Raw genomic sequence first — 23,457 nt, forward strand, 5'->3', positions numbered from 1 at the left:
AGCCGACCTGCGCGGGCGGCGCTAGGATCGGGCCATGACCCTGACCCTGGACGACGTCGACCGCTTCGAGGCCGCCAGGCCGCGCCTGGCGGCCATCGCCTACCGCATGCTCGGCTCCGCCGCGGAGGCCGAGGACGCCGTCCAGGAGGCGTTCCTGCGCTGGCAGAGCGCCGACGTGGAGCGGATCGAGGTCCCCGAGGCGTGGCTGACGAAGGTCCTCACGAACCTGTGCCTGAACCAGCTCACCTCGGCGCGGGCGCGGCGCGAGACCTACGTCGGCGAATGGCTGCCCGAGCCCGTCCTCGGCGGCGACCCGATGCTCGGCCCGGCCGACACCGCCGAGCAGCGCGAGTCGGTGTCGTACGCGGTCCTGACGCTCATGGAGCGCCTGTCCCCCAACGAGCGCGCCGTCTACGTGCTTCGCGAGGCGTTCGATTACCCGCACAAGGAGATCGCCGAGATCCTCGACATCACCGAGGCGGGCAGCCAGCAGATCTTCCACCGCGCCAAGAAGCACGTCGCCGACGGGCGCGCCCGCGTCGAGATCGACCAGGCCGCCGCCCGCAGGATCGTCGAGGAGTTCCTCGCGGCGGCCACCGGCGGCTCGGTGGCGCCGCTGCTGGAGCTGCTCACCGACGACTCGATCGCGATCGGCGACGGCGGCGGGAAGGTCCCGGCCCGCGCGAAGGCGTTCGAAGGCGCGACCGCGGTCGCGAAGTTCCTGTGGGGCATGTTCCGGCCCGCCGCGGCCAAGCGCGACATGATCGGCGGCGCCGCCGACCTGTACGCGTGGCCCGTCAACGGCGAGCCGGGACTCGTCGCGGTCGTCGGCGGCCAGGTCGTCGGCATCATGGCGGTCGAGATCGCGGAGGGCGGCGTCGCCGCGTGCCGCACCCAGGTCAACCCCGACAAGCTCGAACGCGCGACAGCCCTGTGGGCCACGCTCGACCACGGGGAACCCCTGGTGGAGCAGGCGTTCTGACGCCTCCTGACGCCATGTGACGTGCTTCACTGCTTATTCCTGTCAGCTTTCGCTGGCCTGCCCGGTTCAGGTCGCGAACACGAAGCAGACAGGAGCAAGCCCATGCAGCACCGCATCATCGTCCTCGGCGCCGGCTACACCGGCGCATTCGCCGCCGGCCGCCTCGCGCGGCGGCTGCACCCCGGGGACGTGCAGATCACCCTCGTCAACGCCGAGGCCGACTTCGTCGAGCGCGTCCGGATGCACCAGGTCGCCGCCGGACAGGACCTCAAGCCCCGGCCCTTCGCCGAGATGTTCGCGGGCACCGGCGTCGAACTCAAGCTCGCGAAGGTCACCGCCGTCGACGCCGACGCGAAGACCGTCGCGGTCACCGGCGCCGACGGCGCCGAGACCCTCGCCTACGACACCCTCGTGTACGCCCTCGGCAGCGGCTGGACCGACCACGGCGTCCCCGGCGCCGCCGAGCACGCCCACCAGATCGCCAGCCGCCCCGGCGCCTTGAAGCTGCGGGAGCACCTGGCCCGCCTCGACGCCGGCCAGACGGTGACCGTCGTCGGCGGCGGCCTCACCGGGGTCGAAGCGGCCACCGAGTTCGCCGAGGCCCGGCCCGACCTCAAGGTCGCGCTCGTCGCCCGCGGCGGCCTCGGCGACTGGGTCTCGCCGAAGGCCCAGGCCCACATGCGGAAGGTCTTCGCGAAGCTCGGCATCGAGGTCCACGAGCACGCCGACGTCGCCGAGGTCCGCGCCGACGCGGTCGTCACCGCAGACGGCACCGAGATCGCCAGCGCGGCGACGGTGTGGACCGCCGGCTTCGCCGTCCACCCGATCGCGGCCGCCACCGCGATCGAGACCACCGACCGGGGCCAGATCGTGGTCGACCGCGACATGGCCTCGGTCTCGCACCCCGATGTGTTCGCCGTGGGCGACGCGGGCTACGCGATCGGCGACGCCGGTGTGCCCCTGCGCATGTCGTGCGCCTCGGGCATCCCGATGGCCCAGGTCGCGGCCGACGCGATCACCGCCCGCCTCACCGGCGCGAAGGCCGGGAAGGTCCCGCTGGGGTACTTCAACCAGTGCATCAGCCTGGGCCGCACCGAGGGGCTGATCCAGTACGTGACCGCCGACGACCAGGCGCGATCGGTGTCGCTGCGCGGTCGGTTCGCCGCCCGGTACAAGGAGCTCATCTGCAAGGGCGCCGCCTGGGGCGTCGCCAACCCGACCTACGGCATGCCGGTCCGGCGCCGCCGCACCGCGCGGGCCGCCGAGCGTACCGGCACCGCCGTCAAGGCCCTGGCCTGACCCCCCCTCCCCCGGGCCGGGCGGCCCGCGCCGCCCGGCCCACTCCCCCGCTTTCTCGCATCACTAACGCACACAATGCAAAGGAACACTGCCATGAGCAAGGTCTGGTTCATCACCGGTTCGTCCCGCGGCCTCGGCCGGGAGTTCACCGAAGCGGCCCTGGGTCGCGGCGACAAGGTCGCCGCCACCGCGCGGAGCACCGAGTCCTTCGGCGAGCTGGCCGAGAAGTACGGCGACGCGATCCTGCCGCTCGCCATGGACGTCACCGACAAGGCCGCCGTCGCCGCGGCCGTCGAAGCGGCCGTCGGGCACTTCGGCCGGATCGACGTCGTGGTCAACAACGCCGGGTACGCGCAGGTCGGCGCCGTCGAGGAGCTGTCCGGGGCGGAGCTTCGCGACGAGATGGAGACCAACTTCTACGGCGCCGTCTGGGTGATCCAGGCCGTGCTCCCCCAGCTCCGCGCGCAGGGGTCGGGCCACATCGTGCAGCTGTCGTCGGCCGCGGGCCTCATCGCGATGCCGCTCGGCGGCGCGTACCACGCGTCGAAGTGGGCTCTCGAAGGGCTGAACGAGGCCCTCGCGGGCGAGGTCGCCGCGTTCGGGATCAAGGTGACGATCGTCGAACCCGGCGGCTTCGCCACCAGGCAGGGCAAGAACCCCGACCCGCTCGACAACGGCCACATGGCCGCCGCGCACCCCGCGTACGTGCCGCTGCGCGAGAAGCTCGCCCAGGCGGTCAAGGGCCAGCCCGCGGGCGACCCGGCCGCCTCGGCGCGGGCGATGCTCAAGCTCGTCGACCTCGAACAGCCGCCGCTGCGCGTCCTGTGGGGCCTCGGCTTCCACCCGATGCTCAAGCAGGCGTATGCGGCGCGGCTCCAGAACTGGGAGGACTGGAAGGACCTCTCACTGGAGGCCCAGGGCGAGCTGAGCGCTTAAGGGAAACAGAAAGAGGCGGGCGCCCCGGGGCGCCCGCTTTGCCTGTTTTAGGGGATGTTGTGGCACAAGCGAAAGTGATTGTCATCGCTAACGAGAATTGCGGTCGTGTTACGCCTGGTCAGGACGTCGCACGGGGCTCGTAGCTTTCATTCCGTGACGACTCACGTACACGACACACCACTGAAGCTCTGCCGGGAACGACCGCGACTCGCGGTCGAGCTCGCGGACCGACTGTTCGGTGTGCAGATCCCAGACCACGACCAGGTCAACCCGTACTCGGAATCGGCGAACGACCCCGAAATCCGGGACCTCAACGCCGACAACGTGGTCCTATGCCAAAACGGCAAAGAGAACCAGCTCGGCATCATCATCGAGGTCCAACGAGAGCGCGACAGGAGAAAGTCGTTCTCCTGGCCCGCATACCAGGTCAACATCCGGCACCGCATCAATGCACCAGTGGTGCTCATCGTGATCTGCCCGAAAGCCGCGACCGCGGACTGGGCGGCCGAGGCCATCGAGACCGGACATCCGGGATTCACCTTCCGGCCGCTCGTTCTCGGACCGCGCAACTATCCGAAGTACACCGAGCCCAGCGGTGACGGCACACTCGCCGACCACATGGTGCTCGGCACGCTCATCCATGAGCATTCGGAGGACATCCCGCAGCTCTTCAAAACCACGAACAAAGAACTTTCGTGGCTGCCCCCGGAACGGGCGGCACGCTACGCTGAATACATGCTGGGGCAGCTCTCTGAGAAGCCCCGCACGATCCTGGAGGCCCTGATGAAGCAAGAGACGTACCCGTACCAGAGCAAACTCCTCACGGACCGCGAAGCACGCGGGGAAGCGCGCGGGGAAGCCCGGGGAATCGCGAAGGCGCTGCTGGGCGTCATCGAGACGCGCGAACTTCCGATCTCCGAAAGCCAGCGCCGCAGGATCGAGGACTGCACCGACATAGCTCAGCTCCGCGCTTGGGTGAAACGTGCGGTTCTGGCGCCTAGCGTCGCCGACATCATCGGCTGATCCGAGTTCGACAGCCTCGAGAAGTACGAAAGCGGGCGCCCCTCGGGGCGCCCGCTTTCGTGTGCTTATTCGGCCGTGATCCGCGGGTGGAGGTCCTCCGCCGGGGGGTTCCAAGTGTCGAGGTCGACCGTGGCCTGGTCGCCGGAGCGGATGTCCTTGATCTGGTCGCCCTCGTCGTTCGTGAACAGCACGAAGGGGATGCCGCGCTTGTCGGCGAACTTGATCTGCTTGCCGAACTTCGCGGCCGACGGCGAGACCTGGACGGGGATGCCGCGGGCGCGCAGGCGCTGGGCGGTCGCGTTCGCGGCCGGGCGGTCGTCCTCGTGGTTGAGGGCGACGAGGACGCAGGTCGGGACCTCGCGGGTCGCGTCGAGCCTCCCGGCCTGGAGCAGCGGCACCAGGAGGCGCGAGACGCCGATCGACAGGCCCACACCGGGATACGTGTTCTTGCCGTCGGAGGCGAGCTTGTCGTAGCGGCCGCCCGAGCAGATCGAGCCGAGGTGCTCCTCGCCTTCGATGAACACCTCGTAGACCGTGCCCGTGTAGTAGTCGAGGCCGCGGGCGATCTTCATGTCCGCGACGACGAACCCGGGGGCGGCCGACGCCGCCGCCTCGACGACCGCGGTCAGCTCCGCCAGGCCCTCCTCCAGGAGCGAGTCGGACACGCCGAGGGCGCGGACCTCGTCCGCGAAGGAGGCGTCCTCGCCGCTGATCGCCGCCAGCTTCAGGCACGCCTCGGCCTGCTCGGGGGTCGCGTCCACGCCGTCGATGAGGAGCTTCGCGGTCGCGTCGGGCCCGATCTTGTCGAGCTTGTCGATGATCCGCAGCGCCTCGTCGGTGTCGCGGATGCCCAGGCCCTGGTAGAAGCCCTGCGAGAGCTTGCGGTTGTTCACGTGCATCGTGACCTTCGGCAGCGGCAGGCCCCGCAGCGCGTCGGCGACGACGAGCGCCACCTCGACCTCGTAGTGCGCGGGCAGCTCCCCCTGGTCGACGATGTCGATGTCGGCCTGCCAGAACTCGCGGTAGCGCCCGCCCTGGGGGCGCTCGCCGCGCCACACCGGCTGGATCTGGTAGCGGCGGAACGGGAAGTTCAGCTTCCCGGCGTGCTCCAGGACGTACCTCGCGAACGGCACCGTCAGGTCGAAGTGCAGGCCCAGCTCGGCATCGCTCGTGTCGCGCTCGTCCGATTGGAGCCGCCGCAGCACGTACACCTCCTTCGAGGTCTCGCCCTTGCGCAGCAGCTGGTCCATGGGCTCGACGGCGCGGGTCTGGAGGTTCGCGAAGCCGTGCAGCTCGAAGGCGCGGCGGAGATGGTCCACGACCTGCTGCTCGACGATCCGCTGCCGGGGCAGCAGTTCGGGGAAGCCCGAGAGCGGCTGGGGTCGTGACATGGGTGTCTCCTCGCGCGAATCGATCGATCGGATGGGAAGCGGGACCGTCCCTAATGGGCGGTCAGGCGCTTCAGGTACGGGTTGCGGGCGCGCTCGGCCGCGATCGTGGTGGCCGGGCCGTGCCCGGGGAGGACGACGGTGCCGTCGTCGAGCGGGAGGACCTTCGTGCGCAGCGTCTCCTGCATGGCCGCGTCGGACCCGCCGGGCAGGTCGGTGCGGCCGATCGCGCCGCGGAACAGCACGTCGCCGGTGAGCGTGTACGCGGCCTCGTCGCCGCTGGTGTGGAACATCGCCGACCCGGCGGTGTGGCCTGGCGCGTGGTCCACGGTGAAGCGCATCCCCGCGATCTCGACGGCGCCGCCGTCGGCGAGGACCTGCACGTCGTCGGGCTCGGTCCAGTCCAGGCCGGTGCCCACGAGCGACATCATGTTCGGTCCGAAGCCCTGCGTGGGGTCGGCGAGCAGGTGCGCGTCGTCGGCGTGGATGTACGCGGGGACGTCGTTCGCGCCGCACACGGGCGTCACGGAGAACGTATGGTCCAAGTGCCCGTGCGTGAGGACCACGGCGACGGGCTTGAGGCCGCGCTCGCCGAGCAGGGCCTCCAGGCGCGGGGCGATGCCGATGCCCGGGTCCACGACCACGCACTCGGCGCCGGGACCGGAGGACAGCACGTAGCAGTTCGTCCCGAACGCATCGGCCACCAGCGTCTCGATGAGCACCGCTCCCCCTCCCTTCGCGGGCTCAGAATACACGGGGCATCCTGCGGTGACGCGTCTGACTTGACCCGGTTAGACTGCGGAACTCGTAACCCCCAACACAAGCGAACGTCATGAGGAGTCCAGGTGCCCGCGAAGTCCAAGCACATGGAGCAGCGCAAGCAGCGCATCGCGAACGCGAAGAAGAACGCGCGCCTCGCGGGCAAGCTGCGCAGGCGGCGCCAGCTCCAGGCGCTGGGCGGACTCCTCGCCGTCGCCGCGGTCCTGACGCTGGTCTACCTCTGGCAGGACGGGTTCTTCAAGGGCGAGGAGCCCGCGACGGAGGAGCCCACGGCCGAGGTCACGACGGATCCGCTGGCGACAGACGCGCCCACCGACGGCACCGAGACGGCGACGGCCGACCCGACCGCCGACCCGACGGCGGAGTCCTCCGAGACCCCGACCGACACCGAGACCGAGTAAGCACCCCCAACCCGCGCGAAGGAGAACCGACGGTGGCGTCGAAACAGGCTCAGCGACTGGCGGCCCGGCAGCAGTTGCAGCAGCGCATGGCCGTCAAGGCCGAGGAGGAGCGCCGCAGGCGCACCGTCGCGTGGAGCGTCGGCGGCGTGGCGGGCCTCGCGGCCCTCGTGCTCCTGGCTTGGGGCGCGTTCGCGTGGCTCGGCCCCGACGGCGACGGCGGCGGGTCCAGCGACCCGGACGTGCAGCAGCTGGTGAAGGACGCCGAGGCGGCGGCCGACCGCTGCGGCGACGTCGAGCCCAGCGGCGAGGGCGCCACGGGCACCGCGACCGAGGGCCTCACCGACGGCCGCCCCGTGCAGGACGTCTACCTCGAATGCCTCCAGATGTCGGCGCCGGACGCCTCCTCGACCGCGCCGTGCATGTACACCTCGATGGACGGGACCAGCCCGGTTCCGCTCGCGACCCAGCCCGCCGCCGGGTCGCAGGAGATGACCATCGTGACCAACCTCGGCGTCATCACCGCCGACATCGAGACCGCCGAGGCCCCGTGCACCGCCGGGTCCTTCACGTTCCTCGCGAAGGACGGCTACTTCGACGACCAGCAGTGCCACCGCCTGACCACCGACGGCATCTACGTCCTCCAGTGCGGTGACCCCGACGCGCGCGCCGCGATCGAGGCCGGCACGCCCGAGAACGCCGGCGCCGGTTCCCCCGGCTACCAGTACGGCGAGGAGAACACGCCCGTCGAGGCCGAGGCGAACTACCCGGCCGGGACCATCGCGATGGCGAACGCGGGCGCCGGGACCACCGGCAGCCAGTTCTTCATCGTGTACGAGGACACCACGCTGGGCGCGGACTACACGATCCTCGGCCAGATCACCTCGGGCCTGGACATCGTCGAGCAGGTCGCGGCCGCGGGCGTCATGTAGCGGCGCTCTGGACGCGACGGCGTTCTCGATGTGACTCAGTCGCGGGCGCGGTCGGGGCAGCGCAGGCGGCCCCGGCGGCGCCCCGCGGCTAGGATTAATGCGTATCGGAGCCTTGTTGAGGCTTTGAGAAGCGGAAGTGCCGTGCGAGACCGAGGAGGCGTGCGTGGTGACCGAGCGAGCCGCGTCCGGCAATCCCGCCGACGCCGCGCCCACCTCGGGCGGCCCGATGGGCCCGCCCACGGGGCGCCGCATGCGGGCCCGGCTGGCGCGCTTCAACGCGCCGTGGCAGTCCTCGACCCTCCCGGAGGTCCTTGAGCCGCTCGTGGCGGCCCACCGGGCCGCGCACCCCCGCGCCGACGTGCGGCTCCTCCAGCAGGCGTACACGCGCGCCGAGCAGCTGCACAACGGGCAGTTCCGCAAGTCCGGCGACCCGTACATCACGCACCCGCTCGCGGTCGCGTCGATCCTCGCCGAACTCGGCATGGACACGAACACGCTGGTCGCGGCGCTGCTGCACGACACCGTCGAGGACACCGACTACACGCTCGACGAGCTCGGCGACGAGTTCGGCGGGGAGGTCGCGCTCCTGGTCGACGGCGTCACGAAGCTCGACAAGGTGAAGCTCGGCGACGCCGCGAAGGCCGAGACGATCCGCAAGATGGTCGTCGCCATGGCGAAGGACCCGCGGGTCCTGGTCATCAAGCTCGCCGACCGGCTCCACAACATGCGCACCCTGACGTTCCTGCCGCCCGAGAAGCAGGAGCAGAAGGCCCGGGAGACGCTGGAGATCCTCGCTCCCCTGGCCCACCGGCTCGGCATGAACACGATCAAGTGGGAGCTGGAGGACCTGTCGTTCGCCACGCTCTACAAGAAGCGCTACGCCGAGATCGCGCGCCTGGTCTCCGAGCACTCCCCGCAGCGGGAGATGCTCCTCCAGCAGGTCGTGGCCCAGGTCAAGGACCACCTGAAGGGCTCGCGCATCAAGGCGGAGGTCTCCGGGCGGCCGAAGCACCTGTACTCGATCTACCAGAAGATGATCGTGCGCGGCCGCGACTTCAACGACATCTACGACCTGGTGGGCCTGCGCATCCTCGTCGAGGACGAGCGGGACTGCTACGCGGCGCTCGGGGTGATCCACGCGAACTGGCAGCCGGTGCCGGGGCGCTTCAAGGACTACATCGCGATGCCGAAGTTCAACATGTACCAGTCGCTGCACACCACGGTGATCGGCCCGAACGGCAAGCCCGTCGAGATGCAGATCCGCACGTGGGCGATGCACCGCACCGCCGAGTACGGCATCGCCGCGCACTGGAAGTACAAGGAGACCAAGAACTCCACCGTCGCCGGGCCGCCCGCGCACATCGACGACATGGCGTGGCTGCGCCAGCTCCTCGACTGGCAGCGCGAGGCCGCCGACCCGTCGGAGTTCCTCGACGCGCTCCGCTTCGACCTGGCCTCCTCCGAGGCGTACGTGTTCACGCCGAAGGGCGACGTCATCGCCCTGCCCGCGGGCTCGACGCCCGTGGACTTCGCGTACGCGGTGCACACCGAGGTCGGCAACCGCTGCATCGGCGCGCAGGTCAACGGCAAGATCGTGCCGCTGGAGTCGACGCTGTCGAACGGCGACGTGGTCGAGGTGTTCACCTCGAACTCCGAGAACGCCACGCCCAGCGAGGACTGGCTCGCGTTCGTCAAGAGCCCGCGCGCCCGCACGAAGATCAAGCAGCACTTCAAGCGCGAGCGCCGCGAAGAGGCCATCGAGCTGGGCAAGGACGAGCTGACGCGGGCGATGCGCAAGCGGCGCCTGCCGCTCCAGCGGATGCTCTCGCACGACAACCTGACGTCCCTCGCGAAGGACCTCAACCTCAAGGACGTCGAGGCGCTGTACGCGGCGCTCGGCGAGCACCACATCTCGGCGTCGGCCGTGGTCCAGAAGCTCCTGGAGGTCCAGGGCGGGGCCGAGGGCGCCGCGGAGGACATGGCCGAGGCCACGGCCCCGACCCAGCCCGCGCGGATCGTGCCCGAGGCGCACGGCGACATCCACGCCGCCGTCACCGTCGCGGGGATGGAGGAGGGCGAGATGCCGGTGCGCCTCGCCCACTGCTGCAACCCGATCCCGGGCGACTCGATCATCGGCTTCGCGACCCGCTACCACGTGATCTCGGTGCACCGCAGGGACTGCGAGAACGCCGAGGAGCGCATCGAGCTCCAGCCGGACCGGGTCCTCGAAGTCCACTGGTCCCACGAGGACGACCAGGCGACGTTCGTCGCCACGGTGCAGGTCGAGGCCCTCGACCGGCACCGCCTCCTCGCCGACGTCACACAGGTCCTCTCGGGCGAGCGGGTCTCGATCCTCTCCGCGACGGTGACCACGACCCGGGACCGGGTCGCCCTGTCGCGCTTCACGTTCGAGATGGCGAACCCCGAGCACCTCGACCACATCATCAAGGTCATCCGCAAGGTCGACGGCGTCTACGACGCCTACCGCCTCACCGGGGCCGAACGCACTTAGTCCTCGCGATATATGGTGGGCCGGTCGCCAACCCGCCCACCAGAAAGCAAGGCCATGACGGAACTGTCCCAGTTCGACGACGACGAGCGCGCCCTGATCCTGAACACCCCCGGAGTCGTCCTCAAGGGGACCGTGGTCTCCGACGGGTCCAAGAACGCCCTCGTGTTCCTCAAGGAGGTCACCGCGGGCGCGAAGGTCTTCAAAGAGGCCCGCAAGCATGAGAACGCCTTCGTGAAGTCCGTGGCGCAGGCCCTGCGCGAACGCGACCCCGAGTCCTCGGAGGACGAGCTCCCGGTCGACGACGTCGCCATGTCCGAGGCCCTCAAGCTCGCCGCCGACGTCGCCGATCTCCTGCGCCGCAAGGCGACCCCCGACGACGCCGCTGCCTACACCGCCTGGCTCCTCCACCTCGCCACCGAAGTCGCGAGCGCCGTCAAGACCCGCCAGGGCGGCCTCTTCTCCAAGAAGGTGGCGATCAACGAGGGCGAGCGCATGTTCCTCGACGACCTCCACCAGGCCCTGACCGCCTAGACCGACGCCGAAGGCCCGCACCCTGCTCAGGTGCGGGCCTTCGGCGTGTCACCACTCGATCGTGTGGGCGTACTGCCAGGCGGTCTTCTCCGGGGTGGTGAAGCGGGACATGAAGAAGGGCATGAAGGCGTCGCGGAAGCGGGCGGCGACGGGTCCGGCGGCCTTGGACTGGTTGGTGCGGGCGGCTTCGGCGATGACGCGTTCGACGCGGGCGCGGCGGCGGGACTCGTACGCCTGGAAGGCCTGGTCGACGGGGAGGTCGCGGAGGCACTTGGCGAGTTCGACGGCGGACTCGGCGGCGAGGCTGGCGCCCTGGCCGGAGGACGGCGAGGTGGCGTGGGCGGCGTCGCCGAGGAGGACGATGCGGCCCTTGGACCAGACTGGGACGTGCGGGAGGTCTTCGAGCGGCGACGGCGGGATGAACCCGTCGGGCGTCACGTGGTCGAGGATGGTCATGGCCGGTCCGGCGTCGTCGGCGAAGGCGGCCCTCATGCGGGACATCCACTGGTCGAAGGTGGTGTTCCGCAGGTCGGCGTCCTCCAGGCGGCGGTAGGGCATGTTCGCGAACCAGCCGGTCTGCGCGCCGTCGGAGAGGTACCCGAAGAAGGCGCGGCGGCCGAAGATCATGCGGAAGTCGCCGCCGGTGGGCTCGATGCCCGCGGGGCCGTCGATGTAGCCGCCGAGGCCCACCAGGCCGGTGTAGCGGGGTTTGACGGACGGGTCGATGACGCCGCGGACGGCCGAGCGGATGCCGTCGGCGCCGATCAGGATGTCGGCTTCGGCGGTGGTGCGGTCGTCGAAGCGGGCGATGACGCTGCGGCCGGTGTCCACGGCGCCCTCGAAGCGCTTGCCGTAGGTGATCGGGACGCCGTCGGCTTCGGCGCGGGCCTGGAGGAGCTCCGAGATGCGGCCTCGCGGGAGCGTGACGCGCCCGGGCAGGGACGGGTCGGTGTCGATGGTGCCGAGGACCTTGCCGGTGCCCGAGGAGATGACCATGCGCGGCGTGGGCATGCCCGCGGCGGCCAGGTCGGCGTCGGCGCCCACGACGCTGAGGGCGTTCAGGCCGTTCGAGGCGAGGCCGAGGGGCCCGCCCTTGGAGCCGGTGCCGGGCCGGTAGGCCTCGAAGACCTGGGCGTCGATCCCGGCCTTGCGCAGGGCGAGGGCGGCGACGGGGCCGCCGACGCCGCCGCCGATGACCAGCGCGGTCGTGGCCCTGCGGTGCTGTTCGTTCGTCATAGCGGGAGCGTAGGGCGCAATCGGCGCGCGCGGCGTCATCCTGGGGTAGCGTTCGGGATTCGACCACGGTTGTACGACGCGGTCGTGCAAGCGATTGTCCGGCGAATCGCCGCGGGGTCCCGGATCCGCTCTTATAGTGAGATCGACTCACGTAGGGAGGGGTTCTCGTGGACAAGTTCAACGAGATGAAGGACAAGGCCGGCGACATGGCCGACGACGCCAAGGACAAGGCCGAAGATCTGTACAACAAGGCCAAGGAGTCGCCGGTGGGCGACAAACTGGACGACGTCACCGACCAGGTCAAGGAGAAGGCCCAGGGCCTGATCTCGAAGTTCAAGGGCGACAAAGGCCCCGAGTGACCTGAGGCTCCCGTAGCGAGCCAGCCAGCTGCAAAGCGGCGGGCGGACCTGGTGGTCCGCCCGCCGCTTTCGTACTGCCTGCTAGCGCCGCTTGCGCTTCTTGTTGTTGCTGCTCGGCCGCGACTGCGCGGACCGGTTCGGGCCGGACCTGACGGTGCTGGAGCCGGACTTGACGGGCTCCTCCAGCAGCTCCAGCGGGAGGTCGTCGATCTTGGCGGTCTCCAGGCGGTCGTCGTCCTCGTCGTCGTCCGCGGCGGCGGGCTTGCGGGCGGGCTTCTCGGCCTTCTCGGCGTCGTCCTCGCCGCGGCCGCGGGCCGTGGAGACCTTCTTGTTGTGGCGCTGGACGGCGGCGCTGCGCTCGGCCAGGTCCACCACCCACGGGGCGGCCAGGAAGATCGAGGAGTACGCGCCGACGACCATGCCGACGAACAGCACGAGCGCCAGGTCCTTCAGCGTGCCGACGCCGAGCGCGCCCACGCCGACGAACAGCAGTGCCGCCACGGGCAGCACGCCGATCACGGAGGTGTTGATCGAGCGCATGAGCGTCTGGTTGACCGCGTCGTTGACCGCCTCGGCGAAGGTCTGGTTGCGCGACTTGAGCAGCTGCGCGGTGTTCTCCTGGACCTTGTCGAAGACGACGACGGTGTCGTAGATCGAGTACCCGAGGATCGTCAGGAGGCCGACGATCGTGGAGGGCGTGATCTCGAAGCCGACGAGCGAGTAGATGCCGACGGTGATGATGATGTCGTGCGCGAGCGCGCCCAGCGAGGCGATGGCCATGCGCCGCTCGTACCTGATCCAGATGAAGGCCGAGACCAGCACCAGGAACACGATGAGCGCGATGAGCGCCTGCTTGGACACGGCCGCGCCCCAGGTCGCGGAGACCTCGGAGACGGAGATCGAGTCGGCCCCGATGCCCGCCTCGGCGGCCATCGCGTCGCGGACCTGCGTGGACTGGTCGCCTTCGAGCTCGCCGACGCGGATGATGTACGACCGGCCGTCGCCGGTCCCGGCGACCTGGCCGGTGCCGACCTCGGCGCCCGCGGCCTCCGCGGCGTTCTCGACGTCTTCGAGGGACGCGGAGGTGCTCGCGGCGGGCACGGCGTACTGGACGCCGCCCGCGAAGTCGATGCCGAGGACGAAGCCCTTGAAGATCATGACGACCACGAGGGCGGCGATGACGATCCCGGAGGCGAGGTAGAACTTCCGGCGGTTGGCGATGAACTGGAAGTTCGTCTCGCCGCGGTAGAGCTGGCTGAGGACGCTCGGCCGCTTCTCGGTCTGCTTGGTGCTCATCGGTCCTTAGCCTTTCGCGGCCGCGTCGCCGGTGGCCGGGGCGGTCTTGGTGTGCAGGCCGGAGAGGGCCTGGCTGTTGAGGACCCTCCCGCGCGAGAGCCATTCGGCGATCGGGTGGGTGAAGAGGAAGACGATCATGACGTCGACGATCGTGGAGATGCCGAGCGAGAACGCGAACGCGCGGACCGGGCCGATCGCCAGGATGTACAGGACGACCGCGGAGATCATCGAGATGGCGTTCGCCGACAGGATCGTGCGGCGGGCGCGGACCCACGCGCGCGGGATCGCCGAGCGGGCCGAGCGGCCCCCGGCCATCTCCTCCTTGATCCTCTCGAAGTACACGATGAACGAGTCCGCGGTGATGCCGATCGAGACCACGAAGCCCGCCACGCCCGCGAGGGTCAGCGTCAGTCCTACCTGGGAGCCCAGGAGCGCGATCGCCGGGTACAGGACCGCGGAGGCGACGATGAGCGAGCCGAGGACCACGAAGCCCATGAGCCGGTAGTAGACCATCGAGTACAGGAACACCAGGATCAGGCCGAGGAGCATGGCGTACATGCCCGCTTCGAGCTGGTCCACGCCGAGCGTCGCGGTGACCTCGTTGACGGTCTCGACGACGAACGTCGTCGGCAGCGAGCCGAAGTTGAGCTGGTCGGCGAGCTGGTTCGCCTCGTCGGCGGTGAAGTCGCCCGAGATCTGCGTGGAGTTGCTCGACGCCTCCTGGATCTCCGGGGCCGACACGACCTCGTTGTCGAGGACGATCGCGACCTGGGAGCCGACGTTCTCGGTGGTGAGCGTGCCCCACTTCTCGGCACCCGCGGAGGAGAACGCGACGTTCACGACGAAGCGGTTCGGGTTGGCCTGGTCGTTGCCGACGTCGGCGGAGGTGACGTCCGAGCCGAGCACGGTCGCGGGCTGGAGCAGGTACTTGTAGGAGACCTTCAGCGACGGGTCGTCGGGCGAGTACGGCTCGGGGGCCGAGCACGCCACGACCTCGACGTCCGCCTGCTGCACGGCGCCCGGCGGGCGGGAGTCCAGCTGCGAGCAGGTGACCTGCGGGACGAAGAACTGCACGTTCGCGGGAAGCAGCGAGACCTCTTCGGCGGTGAGCTCGCCGAACGGCTCCAGGAGCGCCATGGTCGCCTCGTCGGCGGGGGCCGCGGTGAGGGCCTGCGCGGTCGCGGCGGCGTCGGCGCCGACCTTCGCCCACACGTCGTCGAGCGTGATGTCGGCGTCGTCGCTGGTGGGCGCCTGGCCCGAACCGGACGTGTCCTCGCTCGCGGCCTCCTCGGTGGGCGTCTCGGAGGCGTCCGCGGTCGGCGTCTCGCTGGACTCGGCCGTGGGCTCCTCGGACGCGCCGTCGGTGGGCTCCTCGGTCGGGGTCTCCTCGGCGAGGGCGTCCTCCAGCGCGGAGGTGTCCATCGTCGAGTTCGTGACGATCCGGAACCGCAGCTCCGCGGGCGCGCCGACGTCGCGGAGCGCCTGCTCGTCGATGTCGTCGCCCGCGACGTTCACGACGATGTTCTCGTTGCCCTCGACGAACACCTCGGGCTCGGAGACGCCGGTCGAGTTGACGCGGCTCTCGATGATCTGGCGGGCCTGCTCCATCGTCTCGGCCGAGGGCGGCTCATCGCTGCCCTGCTGGTACGCCGTGAGCGTCATGGAGAGCCCGCCCTGGAGGTCGAGCCCGAGCTTCGGAGTGGGGAACTTCCACCCGGAACCCGCCAGCGCGGACACCCACAGGACCGCGAGCACGAGGAGCAGGGCCACGAAGTACGGGGCGACTGCCAGGCGCTTGCGCTGGATCTTCTTCCGTGGGCGGTCAGCGCCCGTTACTGAAGCCAATGGTCGGTCTCTTCCTCAGAACTCGGACAGGGGCGGGCGCGAAGCGACCGCGCAGACGGTGGCGGGCGCCGGCCCGCGCTCGCGGGCCGGAGGGAGTGGGCTCGCACACGCACCTTCGGCGGGGCTCATTCTAGGACGGGTGCCTCAAAGGGCATGCACGGCCTAGTACTCCTTGCGGTCGGGGTTCCCGGAGTGCTTGTCGCCGTCGGTCTTCTCGTCGCCGTTCGCGAGCTTCTCCAGGTCCTCGTCGGAGAGGGTGGCCTCTTCGTCGGAGACGGTCTCGGCGGCCTCGGGCTCGGCGTCGGCCTCGGCGGGGGTGACGACCTTGGCGATGGCCTGGCGGGCGAAGACGAGGAAGGTGTCGTCGCTGGCCTCGATGGTGATGGTCTCGTCGTCGGAGTCGACGACGGTGCCGTAGAGGCCGCCGATGGTCATGACGCGGGCACCGGGCTGGACGTTGGACTGCATGTCCTGCTGCTCGCGCTGGCGCTTGCGCTGCGGGCGGATCATCACGAAGTACATGAGCGCGATGAAGCCGACGATCATGATGAGGAACATGATGTTGGAGCCGCCGGCGCTTTCCTGAGCGAGGACGTCGGTTGCGAGCACGGTGGTGCCTTTCGTCGTGGTGGTCACGGTCTGGGAGGGTGGCGTGCGCGGAGTCTATCCAATACGTGGTGTCGCCCCGTCTCCACGGCCCACCCTACGCGTCGCCGCTGCGGAACAGCCCGTCGGCGCTCGGGGGCCGGAGGCCGAGGTGCTGCCAGGCGGCGTCGGTGGCGACGCGGCCGCGGGGGGTGCGGGCGACGAGTCCGGCGCGCACGAGGAAGGGCTCGCAGACCTCCTCGACGGTGTCGGGCTGCTCCCCCACGGCGACGGCGAGGGTCTTGGGGCCGACGGGGCCGCCGTTGAAGGTCTGGACGAGGGCGCGGAGGACGGCGCGGTCGAGGCGGTCGAGGCCGAGGGTGTCGACGTCGTAGAGGTGGAGTGCGTCGACGGCGACCTGCTCGGTGATGGTGCCGGCGGCGCGGACCTGCGCGAAGTCGCGGACGCGGCGCAGGAGGCGGTTGGCGATGCGGGGGGTGCCGCGGGAGCGCCCGGCGATCTGGGCGGCGCCTTCGGGGGTGATGCCGACGTCGAGGATGGCGGCGGAGCGGTTGACGATCGCTTCGAGCTCGTCCTCGGCGTAGAACTCCAGCTGGCCGAGGAAGCCGAAGCGGTCGCGGAGGGGCCCGGTGAGGAGCCCGGCGCGGGTGGTGGCGCCGACGAGCGTGAACGGTTCGAGTTCGAGGGGGATGGCGGTGGCGCCGGGGCCCTTGCCGACGACGACGTCGACGCGGTAGTCCTCCATGGCGGTGTAGAGGAGCTCCTCGGCGGGGCGGGCCATGCGGTGGATCTCGTCGATGAAGAGGACTTCGCGGGGTTCGAGGCTGGTGAGGATCGCGGCGAGGTCGCCGGAGCGTTCGAGGGCGGGCCCGGAGGTCTGGCGCAGGCTCACGCCGAGCTCGGCTGCGATGATCATGGAGAGAGTGGTCTTGCCGAGGCCGGGCGGGCCCGACAGGAGGATGTGGTCGGGCGGGGTGCCGCGGTGGCGGGCGCCTTCGAGGATGAGGCCGATCTGCTCCCGGACGCGGCCCTGGCCGATGATCTCGTCGAGCTTGCCGGGGCGGATGCCCGCTTCGGCCTTGCGTTCGAGCTCGGTGGCCTCGGCGGCGGTGAGGGCCCGGTCCCATTCTTCGGCGGAGTACTCGATGTCGTCGATCTCGTCTGCCATGGGTTACCGCTTCCCGAGGAGTCGGATGGCCTGCTTGAGGAGGGTGGGGACGTCCTGGCCGTCGGCGCCTTCGGCGTCGAGCTTCTCGACGGCGGTCTCCGCTTCCTTCGCGGACCAGCCGAGGGCCTGGAGGCCCTGGCTGACCTGGGTGCGCCAGCCGCCGGGGCGGCCGCCGGTCTGCTTGGGCACGCCGTGGAGGTCGACGGGGCCGATCTTGTCGGCGAGGTCGAGGACGATGCGCTCGGCGCTCTTCTTGCCGACGCCGGGGATGCGGGAGAGCGTGGCGGTGTCGCCGGTGGCGATGGCGTGGCGGATGACGTCGGGCCGGAGGGCCTCGATGGCGTCGCGGGCGATGCGCGGGCCGATCTTCTGGGCGCCCTGGAGGAGTTCGAACAGGTCGCGTTCTTCCGCGGTGTTGAAGCCGTGCAGGGTGATCGAGTCCTCGCGGACGATCGTGGAGATCGCGAGGACGGCTTCGGAGCCGACCTTGAGGTTGGCGAGGGTGTGGGCCCCGGCGTGGACGGCGTAGCCGACGCCGCCCACGTCGACGACGGCGTAGGCTTCGCCGACGGCGGCGATGGTGCCGGTGAGCTGGGCGATCATCGGGTGCGCTCCTTCGCTGCGGCGACGGCCGCGGCCTGCGAGGCGGCGGCCTCGGCGATGCGGGACTTGACGCCGCCCCTCCACAAGTGGCAGACGGCGATGGCGAGCGCGTCGGCCGCGTCGGCGGGCTTCGGGGCCTGCTTGAGGCGGAGGATGCGGGTGACCATGGTGGTGACCTGGCGCTTGTCGGCGGTGCCGTTGCCGCACACGGCGTTCTTCACTTCGGAGGGCGTGTACGTGGCGGTGGGCAGGCCGAGGCGGGCGGCGGCGAGGAGCGCGATGCCGGAGGCCTGGGCGGTGCCGATGACGCTGGCGACGTTGTGCTGGCTGAAGACCCGTTCGACGGCGACCGCCTCGGGCCGGTGCTCGTCGAGGAGGGCGCGCAGGCCGTCGTCGAGGGCGAGGAGGCGGTCGGCAAGGCCCGCTTCGGGATCGGTGCGCACGACGCCGACGGCGATCATGGTGCCGGGCGCTCCGGGGCGCCCTTCGACGACCCCGACGCCGCAGCGGGTCAGGCCCGGGTCGATCCCCATGACGCGCACGCGTTCCTCCTGTCGCTCGGCTTCGCGTCAGCTTATCCGGCCGGTCCGACGTCCGCGCGCAACCGCCACTGCGGAGGGTGTTCGAGGCGACCTGGAGCGACACCGGATGGTCGGGAATCGGACTGGTGGCCTTGCCCATAAACCACTTGCCGGTCGGCAAGTCACGTGATTTCGTTGTAGTCGGTCGGTAGCACCGCATCCGCCACCCATCGGCGCAACGAGGCGACCGCGGGCCCGGCCGCCTCTTCCTCCGCACCTGCGAACCACTGGTTGGGAACAACTGTGTCTGCTGCCGCCTTCATGCCGCCCGTCGCCGCCGACGGCCACTCCCGACGCTTCATAGCCACCATGGTGTTCGTGCTCGGCGCCCTGTCCGCGACCGCGCCGATCGCCATCGACCTGTACCTCCCGGCCTTCCCCGCGATGGCCGAGGCCCTCGGCACCCCCGAGAGCCGCATCCAGCTCACGTTGACCGCCATGATGATCGGCATGGGCGTGGGCCAGGCCGTCGTCGGCCCGCTCTCGGACCGGTTCGGCCGCCGCAAGCCGCTGCTCATCGGCATGTCGGTGTTCACGCTCGTGTCGCTGCTGTGCGCGGTCGCCACGAGCGCCGACCTGCTCATCGCGCTGCGCTTCGTGCAGGGCCTGTCCGGCGCGGCCGGTGTCGTGGTGGCCCGCGCGGTCATCCGCGACCACTTCGCCGGGGACGACATGACCCGTTTCACGGCGAAGATGATGTTCGTCACGATGCTCGCGCCGATGCTCGGCCCGATCGTCGGCGCCCAGCTCATCCGCTTCGGCCCGTGGCCCACGATCTTCCTGTTCATGGCGGCGCTGTCGGCGCTGTCGACGTTCCTGGTGTGGAAGTACCTGCCCGAGAGCCTTCCGGCCGAGGAGCGCCGGTCGATGACGGTGCGCGAGTTCGGGTCCACCGTGGCGACGCTGGTGCGCGACGCGCACTTCATCGCGCCCACGATCGCGGTCCTCATGAACTTCTCGATGCTGTTCACGTACGTGTCGACGTTCAGCTTCATCTCGCAGAACGAGCTCGGGGCCTCCCCCGGGTTCTACTCGCTGCTGTTCGCGGTGGGCACGCTCGCGCTCCTGGCGGGCAACCAGGCGAACATGCTCGCCATCGACCGGACGAAGTCCTCCAGCCGCATGATCACCGGCATGGCGATCTCGCTCGGGGGCGTCGCGTTCCTGACGGTGGTGCAGCTCGTGGGCGCCGCGAACCTGTGGACGGTCCCGACAGGCATCGTCCTCATGATGTTCGGCTGCGGCGTGGTCTTCCCGAACGCCGGTGCGGCCGCGATGTCCTCGCAGCCGCCGCAGATCGCGGGCACCGCGTCGGCGTTCATGGGCGCGACCCAGATGGCCGCGGGCGGCGTCCTGCCGGCCCTGGTCACCGTCGGCGGCGTGACCCTCGCGAGCATGACGTTCGGCATCGCCGTGTACGCGGTCGCGACGGCCGCCGCGGTGGCGTGGACGATCGTCGTCTACCGCCGCGACCCGGTCCCCGGGATCGTCTAGGAGGCAAGCGGAAGGGGCCCGGAGCGATGCGCTCCGGGCCCCTTCGTGTGTCCGTCTACTCCTCGTCGAGCTTCGCGAGGATCTCGTCGGAGATATCGGCGTTCGTCCAAACGTTCTGGACCTCGTCGGAGTCCTCCAGGGCATCGACGACGCGGATGACCTTGCGCGCGCCCTCGACGTCGAGCTCGATGTTCGTGGAGGCCTGGAACCCGGCCTCGGCCGAGTCGTAGTCGATCCCGGCGTCCTGGAGGGCGGTGCGGACCGCGACCAGGTCGGTGGGCTCGCAGAGGACCTCGAAGCCGTCCTCGCCGAGGCCGTTGACCTCGTCGGCGCCCGCGTCGAGGACCGCCATGAGCAGGTCGTCCTCGGTGAGGCCGTCCGCGGCGGGGACCATGATGACGCCGCGGCGGGAGAACATGTAGCCGACCGAGCCGGCCTCGCCCAGGGACCCGCCGTTGCGGGTCAGGGCCACGCGGACCTCGGCCGCGGCGCGGTTGCGGTTGTCGGTGAGGCACTCGATGAGGACCGCGACGCCGCCCGGGGCGTACCCCTCGTACATGAGGGTCTCGTAGTCGACGCCGGCGCCGTCGAGCCCGCCGCCGCGCTTGACGGCGCGGTCGATGTTGTCATTGGGGACCGAGCTCTTCTTGGCCTTCTGGATCGCGTCGAAGAGCGTCGGGTTGCCCGCGGGGTCGGCACCGCCGGTACGCGCCGCGACCTCGATGTTCTTGATCAGCTTCGCGAAGATCTTGCCCCGCTTGGCGTCGATCGCGGCCTTCTTGTGCTTGGTCGTCGCCCACTTGGAGTGACCACTCATCCCGGCGTTCCTCGTTCCTCTTGCTCGTCCGGTCCGGCTCTCAGCCTCGGACCATGTCCACGAAGTACTGGTGCACCCGCGCGTCGGGGGTCACCTCCGGGTGGAAGGAGGTGGCCAGGCAGGCGCCCGCACGTACCGCGACGATCCTACCGCCCGACGCATCGAGGCCTGTCTCACCGCTGTCCACCCGGGCCAGCACCTCGACCCCGTCGCCCGTCCGCTCGACCCACGGCGCGCGGATGAACACGGCCCTGAACGGGCCGCCGTCGATCCCGTCGATGCCGATCTCGGTCTCGAAGGAGTCCACTTGGCGCCCGAACGCGTTGCGGCGCACGGTCATCGGGATGACCCCGAAGGAGCGCTGGTCGGGGCGGCCGTCAAGGACCTCGTCGGCGAGCATGATCATGCCCGCGCACGACCCGAACGCGGGCATCCCCTCGTCGAGGCGCTTCTTGACCGGGTCGAACAGGTCGAAGATGTCGAGGAGCTTGCTCATCGTGGTGGACTCCCCGCCGGGGATCACCAGGCCGTCGACCGCGTCGAGCTCGGCGGCGCGCCGCACCGGCGCGGCCTCGGCCCCCGCGGCCTCCAGGGCGCGCATGTGGTCCACCACGTCGCCTTGCAGGGCGAGCACGCCGATCCGGGGCACGGTCATCAGAGAACTCCAAAACTAGGCGGCGTCGGGCCGTTCAAGCGTAATGGCGGTCCGGCGGGGCGCCTAGCTGGAAGATCGCGGCTGTGACCGAAACCGGCCTGAACTCGGGTGTTGGGTGACGATCCGTTAAAGTCACCGATCGAACGTGACGCACCCCTTCATGCCCGGGAGAAAGCAATGGCGAAGACCTCGAAGCGCAACCCGATGCCCCGCTCGGTGCGGGCCGCGCGGAACACGATGTGGCTGGAGGCGGCCATCGCCCTCGTCGCCGGCGGCCTCATCGTGCTCCTGCACCACTCCGCGAAGGAGTTCGTGCCGCCCGCCGCCGAGCACGACGTCTACCGCGGCGCGGTCGGCCTCGGCGCGCTCGCGGTGTTCCTGCTGCTCTCGACGCTGCTCATGCGCTTCCAGTGGCGGATCCTGTGGCTCCTGAACCTGCTCGTGCAGGCCGCCGCGCTCGTCGGGCTGGGCTGGCTGCTGTTCACCAGCGGACTGTACTGGGCGCTGTGCATCGGTCTCGCCATCGTGCCGATTACGATTCTGGGAACGCTTACCGAGCGCTTCGCCCGCCGGTGGTTCAACCACTAGGGCGACGTCCGATCCCCGTCTGAGAGGCACGAGATGCTCCCCCAACCGAACTTCGGCCGCGACCGCGATCCAGGCAAGGGCGCGCCCGAGCCAGAGGGGGACGACCCGAACGCGAAGCCCAAGAAGCTCCTGCGCCTCCAGATCGCCCTGTGGGTCGAGGTCGTCAGCGCCGTCGTCGCGGGGAACATCCTCGCGTTCTACACGTTCTCGCTGCGCTCGGCGTCGGTCGCGGAGCTGACGGACGTGTACGAGAACTCGAACATGGACCTCGACCAGACCCCGGCCGAGACCGCCCAGGCCGCGCACGACTTCTACCAGTCGACGAACTTCCTCGCCTCGAACCTCGTCATCGCGGGCTTCGCGCTCGTGGCCGCGATCGTCGCCGCGCTGTGCGCGGTCCGCCTCAAGTCCCGCCAGAAGGCCGTCCGCTGGTGGGCGGTCGGCGCCACCGCGGTCCTGTTCATCGTCGGCATGTTCATGTCCACGATCTTCGGCCTCTACGTCGGCCCGTGGGTGTTCGCCTCGATCCTGGCCCTGTGGTGGCTGTTCTCCGCCGACATCCGCTACTGGATGGACGGCAGCGCGGCCCCGGCGGCGGAGCCGCGCAAGAAGCGGCAGCAGGACGACGAAGGCGCCGACGAGGACTAGTTCGCGGCGTCGTCGCCGTTCCCGTGCTCGCGGATGTAGTCGATGAAGGCGGCCCGGGCCAGCGGTTCGGCGCCGCCCCAGTCGCCCTTCGTGGCCTCGCGCCAGATCCCCACCAGGTCGTCGATGGCGACGCCGATCTCGGCGACGTCGGGGTCCAGGTCCTCGGCTTCGAGGGCGGTCGGGGTGTGCCGGAACAGGTCGATGAAGAACCGCCAGTCGTGGCGGTCGCGCGCCAGCGCGAAGGCGCGGCGCTGGAGGTCGGGAGTGTCGTACTGGTCCAGGTCCGTTGCGTTCATGCGCCTAGCGTAGGCGTGTCGGAGCCCGATCGGAGCCGGTCCGGTTCTTAGGATCTGCCCATGCGCAAACTCGCGGTCGGCGCCCTCGGCGCCGCAGCCTTCGCGGTGATGACTCCCGCTCCCGCACAAGCCGATCCGATCCCCGTGGACCCGGGCATCGGCAGCGGCGTCGACACCGGCTTCCTGTACCTGGAGATCGCCCCCGAGGACGGCCCGACCGAGCGGGCGGTGCTGTCGTGCCCCGGCGGGCAGGGCCACTCGCGCGGCGAGGAGGCGTGCCTCCAGCTCACGGCCGTCGACGGGGAGATCGGCTCGCTCGAAGCGGCCGACGGGATCTGCAACAAGATGTTCGCGCCGGTGACGTTCAAGGGCTTCGGGTTCTGGGACGGGAAGTTCAAGTACTACGAGGAGACGTTCGGGAACCAGTGCGAAGGGGTCCTCGCCACGGGCGGGACGGTCTTCGACATCGTCGAGAGCTGATGCG

At 70.3% G+C, this 23,457-nt stretch carries 25 protein-coding genes; 13 read left to right on the forward strand and 12 right to left on the reverse strand.

Annotated features, from left to right (window positions below; translation table 11 throughout):
* Positions 1–34: 34 nt before the first annotated feature.
* The 4 genes from B0I28_RS19015 (at position 35) to B0I28_RS19030 (ending at position 4,240) form a co-directional block, all read left to right on the forward strand.
* Entirely contained in the window at positions 35–982 is a 948-nt protein-coding gene (locus B0I28_RS19015) for an RNA polymerase sigma-70 factor (RefSeq protein WP_106365413.1), read from the forward strand.
* A 102-nt stretch (positions 983–1,084) separates the two neighbouring features.
* Positions 1,085–2,281 (forward strand): NAD(P)/FAD-dependent oxidoreductase, encoded by a 1,197-nt coding sequence (locus B0I28_RS19020; protein WP_106365414.1) that lies wholly within the window; start codon positions 1,085–1,087, stop codon positions 2,279–2,281.
* Positions 2,282–2,374: 93 nt separating this feature from the next.
* Positions 2,375–3,217, forward strand: coding sequence for an SDR family NAD(P)-dependent oxidoreductase (locus B0I28_RS19025; protein ID WP_106365415.1), 843 nt, complete (start codon positions 2,375–2,377; stop codon positions 3,215–3,217).
* 153 nt (positions 3,218–3,370) lie between these two features.
* Entirely contained in the window at positions 3,371–4,240 is an 870-nt protein-coding gene (locus B0I28_RS19030) for a hypothetical protein (RefSeq protein WP_146148168.1), read from the forward strand.
* 65 nt (positions 4,241–4,305) lie between these two features.
* On the opposite strand, the gene hisS is transcribed toward B0I28_RS19030, so the two are convergent.
* Together hisS and B0I28_RS19040 are read right to left on the reverse strand one after the other, a co-directional pair.
* Positions 4,306–5,631: a histidine--tRNA ligase gene (gene hisS / locus B0I28_RS19035; protein ID WP_106365417.1), complete on the reverse strand. Its 1,326-nt coding sequence runs from the start codon at positions 5,629–5,631 to the stop codon at positions 4,306–4,308.
* 50 nt (positions 5,632–5,681) lie between these two features.
* Positions 5,682–6,350 carry an MBL fold metallo-hydrolase gene (locus B0I28_RS19040; protein WP_106365418.1) on the reverse strand — a complete coding sequence of 223 codons (669 nt, stop codon included), beginning with the start codon at positions 6,348–6,350 and terminating at the stop codon, positions 5,682–5,684.
* 123 nt (positions 6,351–6,473) lie between these two features.
* Here B0I28_RS19040 and B0I28_RS19045 point away from each other — a divergent pair, with 123 nt between their 5' ends.
* The 4 genes from B0I28_RS19045 (at position 6,474) to B0I28_RS19060 (ending at position 10,781) form a co-directional block, all read left to right on the forward strand.
* Entirely contained in the window at positions 6,474–6,809 is a 336-nt protein-coding gene (locus tag B0I28_RS19045) for a hypothetical protein (RefSeq protein ID WP_106365419.1), read from the forward strand.
* A gap of 32 nt (positions 6,810–6,841) precedes the next feature.
* A complete protein-coding gene (locus B0I28_RS27985) occupies positions 6,842–7,738 on the forward strand; it encodes a peptidylprolyl isomerase (protein WP_146148169.1) in 897 nt (298 codons plus the stop codon).
* Between the two features lie 226 nt (positions 7,739–7,964).
* Positions 7,965–10,250, forward strand: coding sequence for a RelA/SpoT family protein (locus tag B0I28_RS19055; RefSeq protein WP_106365488.1), 2,286 nt, complete (start codon positions 7,965–7,967; stop codon positions 10,248–10,250).
* A gap of 54 nt (positions 10,251–10,304) precedes the next feature.
* A complete protein-coding gene (locus tag B0I28_RS19060; RefSeq protein WP_106365421.1) occupies positions 10,305–10,781 on the forward strand; it encodes a hypothetical protein in 477 nt (158 codons plus the stop codon).
* Positions 10,782–10,829: 48 nt separating this feature from the next.
* On the opposite strand, the gene B0I28_RS19065 is transcribed toward B0I28_RS19060, so the two are convergent.
* On the reverse strand, positions 10,830–12,017 hold the full coding sequence (locus tag B0I28_RS19065; RefSeq protein WP_106365422.1) for an FAD-dependent monooxygenase: 1,188 nt from the start codon (positions 12,015–12,017) through the stop codon (positions 10,830–10,832).
* Positions 12,018–12,184: 167 nt separating this feature from the next.
* Here B0I28_RS19065 and B0I28_RS19070 point away from each other — a divergent pair, with 167 nt between their 5' ends.
* Positions 12,185–12,376, forward strand: a complete 192-nt coding sequence (locus B0I28_RS19070; RefSeq protein ID WP_106365423.1) for a YtxH domain-containing protein — start codon at positions 12,185–12,187, stop codon at positions 12,374–12,376.
* A gap of 81 nt (positions 12,377–12,457) precedes the next feature.
* Here B0I28_RS19070 and secF read toward each other — a convergent pair whose 3' ends face one another.
* The 6 genes from secF to ruvC form a co-directional block, all read right to left on the reverse strand.
* Positions 12,458–13,672: a protein translocase subunit SecF gene (secF, locus tag B0I28_RS19075; protein WP_106365424.1), complete on the reverse strand. Its 1,215-nt coding sequence runs from the start codon at positions 13,670–13,672 to the stop codon at positions 12,458–12,460.
* Between the two features lie 6 nt (positions 13,673–13,678).
* On the reverse strand, positions 13,679–15,517 hold the full coding sequence (secD, locus tag B0I28_RS19080; protein WP_146148170.1) for a protein translocase subunit SecD: 1,839 nt from the start codon (positions 15,515–15,517) through the stop codon (positions 13,679–13,681).
* 162 nt (positions 15,518–15,679) lie between these two features.
* Complete coding sequence (gene yajC / locus B0I28_RS19085) at positions 15,680–16,153, reverse strand: preprotein translocase subunit YajC (RefSeq protein ID WP_219926854.1); 474 nt, start codon at positions 16,151–16,153, stop codon at positions 15,680–15,682.
* A gap of 67 nt (positions 16,154–16,220) precedes the next feature.
* A complete protein-coding gene (gene ruvB / locus B0I28_RS19090; RefSeq protein WP_106365426.1) occupies positions 16,221–17,291 on the reverse strand; it encodes a Holliday junction branch migration DNA helicase RuvB in 1,071 nt (356 codons plus the stop codon).
* 3 nt (positions 17,292–17,294) lie between these two features.
* Positions 17,295–17,894, reverse strand: a complete 600-nt coding sequence (gene ruvA, locus B0I28_RS19095; protein WP_106365427.1) for a Holliday junction branch migration protein RuvA — start codon at positions 17,892–17,894, stop codon at positions 17,295–17,297.
* Positions 17,891–18,436, reverse strand: a complete 546-nt coding sequence (gene ruvC, locus B0I28_RS19100; protein ID WP_106365428.1) for a crossover junction endodeoxyribonuclease RuvC — start codon at positions 18,434–18,436, stop codon at positions 17,891–17,893. Before ruvC ends, ruvA begins: the two co-directional genes overlap by 4 nt.
* Before the next feature lie 282 nt (positions 18,437–18,718).
* Here ruvC and B0I28_RS19105 point away from each other — a divergent pair, with 282 nt between their 5' ends.
* Complete coding sequence (locus B0I28_RS19105; RefSeq protein ID WP_219926855.1) at positions 18,719–19,969, forward strand: multidrug effflux MFS transporter; 1,251 nt, start codon at positions 18,719–18,721, stop codon at positions 19,967–19,969.
* Positions 19,970–20,024: 55 nt separating this feature from the next.
* Here the strand turns inward: B0I28_RS19105 and B0I28_RS19110 are convergent, their stop codons facing one another.
* Both B0I28_RS19110 and pdxT read right to left on the reverse strand, forming a co-directional pair.
* Complete coding sequence (locus B0I28_RS19110; RefSeq protein WP_106365430.1) at positions 20,025–20,786, reverse strand: YebC/PmpR family DNA-binding transcriptional regulator; 762 nt, start codon at positions 20,784–20,786, stop codon at positions 20,025–20,027.
* 40 nt (positions 20,787–20,826) lie between these two features.
* Positions 20,827–21,441, reverse strand: a complete 615-nt coding sequence (pdxT, locus tag B0I28_RS19115) for a pyridoxal 5'-phosphate synthase glutaminase subunit PdxT (RefSeq protein WP_106365431.1) — start codon at positions 21,439–21,441, stop codon at positions 20,827–20,829.
* 177 nt (positions 21,442–21,618) lie between these two features.
* Here pdxT and B0I28_RS19120 point away from each other — a divergent pair, with 177 nt between their 5' ends.
* Together B0I28_RS19120 and B0I28_RS19125 are read left to right on the forward strand one after the other, a co-directional pair.
* On the forward strand, positions 21,619–22,029 hold the full coding sequence (locus B0I28_RS19120; protein ID WP_106365432.1) for a hypothetical protein: 411 nt from the start codon (positions 21,619–21,621) through the stop codon (positions 22,027–22,029).
* Between the two features lie 33 nt (positions 22,030–22,062).
* On the forward strand, positions 22,063–22,677 hold the full coding sequence (locus tag B0I28_RS19125) for a hypothetical protein (protein WP_106365433.1): 615 nt from the start codon (positions 22,063–22,065) through the stop codon (positions 22,675–22,677).
* Here B0I28_RS19125 and B0I28_RS19130 read toward each other — a convergent pair.
* Complete coding sequence (locus B0I28_RS19130; protein WP_106365434.1) at positions 22,674–22,973, reverse strand: hypothetical protein; 300 nt, start codon at positions 22,971–22,973, stop codon at positions 22,674–22,676. The two genes, B0I28_RS19125 and B0I28_RS19130, sit on opposite strands and share 4 nt — an antisense overlap.
* Before the next feature lie 60 nt (positions 22,974–23,033).
* Between B0I28_RS19130 and B0I28_RS19135 the strand changes: the two genes are divergently transcribed.
* Complete coding sequence (locus B0I28_RS19135) at positions 23,034–23,453, forward strand: SSI family serine proteinase inhibitor (RefSeq protein ID WP_106365435.1); 420 nt, start codon at positions 23,034–23,036, stop codon at positions 23,451–23,453.
* Positions 23,454–23,457: the final 4 nt, after the last annotated feature.

Source organism: Glycomyces artemisiae (genome assembly GCF_003002955.1).
GTDB classification, from domain to species: Bacteria; Actinomycetota; Actinomycetes; order Mycobacteriales; family Micromonosporaceae; genus Glycomyces; species Glycomyces artemisiae.

Excerpts from the sequence above, each read along its gene's own strand:
- B0I28_RS19065 (WP_106365422.1), bottom strand. The coding sequence starts at position 12,017 with ATGACGAACGAACAGCACCGCAGGGCCACGACCGCGCTGGTCATCGGC.
- ruvB (WP_106365426.1), bottom strand. The coding sequence starts at position 17,291 with ATGGCAGACGAGATCGACGACATCGAGTACTCCGCCGAAGAATGGGAC.
- hisS (WP_106365417.1), bottom strand. The coding sequence starts at position 5,631 with ATGTCACGACCCCAGCCGCTCTCGGGCTTCCCCGAACTGCTGCCCCGG.
- B0I28_RS19125 (WP_106365433.1), top strand. The coding sequence starts at position 22,063 with ATGCTCCCCCAACCGAACTTCGGCCGCGACCGCGATCCAGGCAAGGGC.
- ruvA (WP_106365427.1), bottom strand. The coding sequence starts at position 17,894 with ATGATCGCCCAGCTCACCGGCACCATCGCCGCCGTCGGCGAAGCCTAC.
- B0I28_RS19015 (WP_106365413.1), top strand. The coding sequence starts at position 35 with ATGACCCTGACCCTGGACGACGTCGACCGCTTCGAGGCCGCCAGGCCG.
- B0I28_RS19055 (WP_106365488.1), top strand. The coding sequence starts at position 7,965 with ATGGGCCCGCCCACGGGGCGCCGCATGCGGGCCCGGCTGGCGCGCTTC.
- pdxT (WP_106365431.1), bottom strand. The coding sequence starts at position 21,441 with ATGACCGTGCCCCGGATCGGCGTGCTCGCCCTGCAAGGCGACGTGGTG.
- B0I28_RS19025 (WP_106365415.1), top strand. The coding sequence starts at position 2,375 with ATGAGCAAGGTCTGGTTCATCACCGGTTCGTCCCGCGGCCTCGGCCGG.
- B0I28_RS19130 (WP_106365434.1), bottom strand. The coding sequence starts at position 22,973 with ATGAACGCAACGGACCTGGACCAGTACGACACTCCCGACCTCCAGCGC.
- secF (WP_106365424.1), bottom strand. The coding sequence starts at position 13,672 with ATGAGCACCAAGCAGACCGAGAAGCGGCCGAGCGTCCTCAGCCAGCTC.
- B0I28_RS19020 (WP_106365414.1), top strand. The coding sequence starts at position 1,085 with ATGCAGCACCGCATCATCGTCCTCGGCGCCGGCTACACCGGCGCATTC.
- B0I28_RS19060 (WP_106365421.1), top strand. The coding sequence starts at position 10,305 with ATGACGGAACTGTCCCAGTTCGACGACGACGAGCGCGCCCTGATCCTG.
- B0I28_RS19135 (WP_106365435.1), top strand. The coding sequence starts at position 23,034 with ATGCGCAAACTCGCGGTCGGCGCCCTCGGCGCCGCAGCCTTCGCGGTG.
- B0I28_RS19110 (WP_106365430.1), bottom strand. The coding sequence starts at position 20,786 with ATGAGTGGTCACTCCAAGTGGGCGACGACCAAGCACAAGAAGGCCGCG.
- B0I28_RS19120 (WP_106365432.1), top strand. The coding sequence starts at position 21,619 with ATGGCGAAGACCTCGAAGCGCAACCCGATGCCCCGCTCGGTGCGGGCC.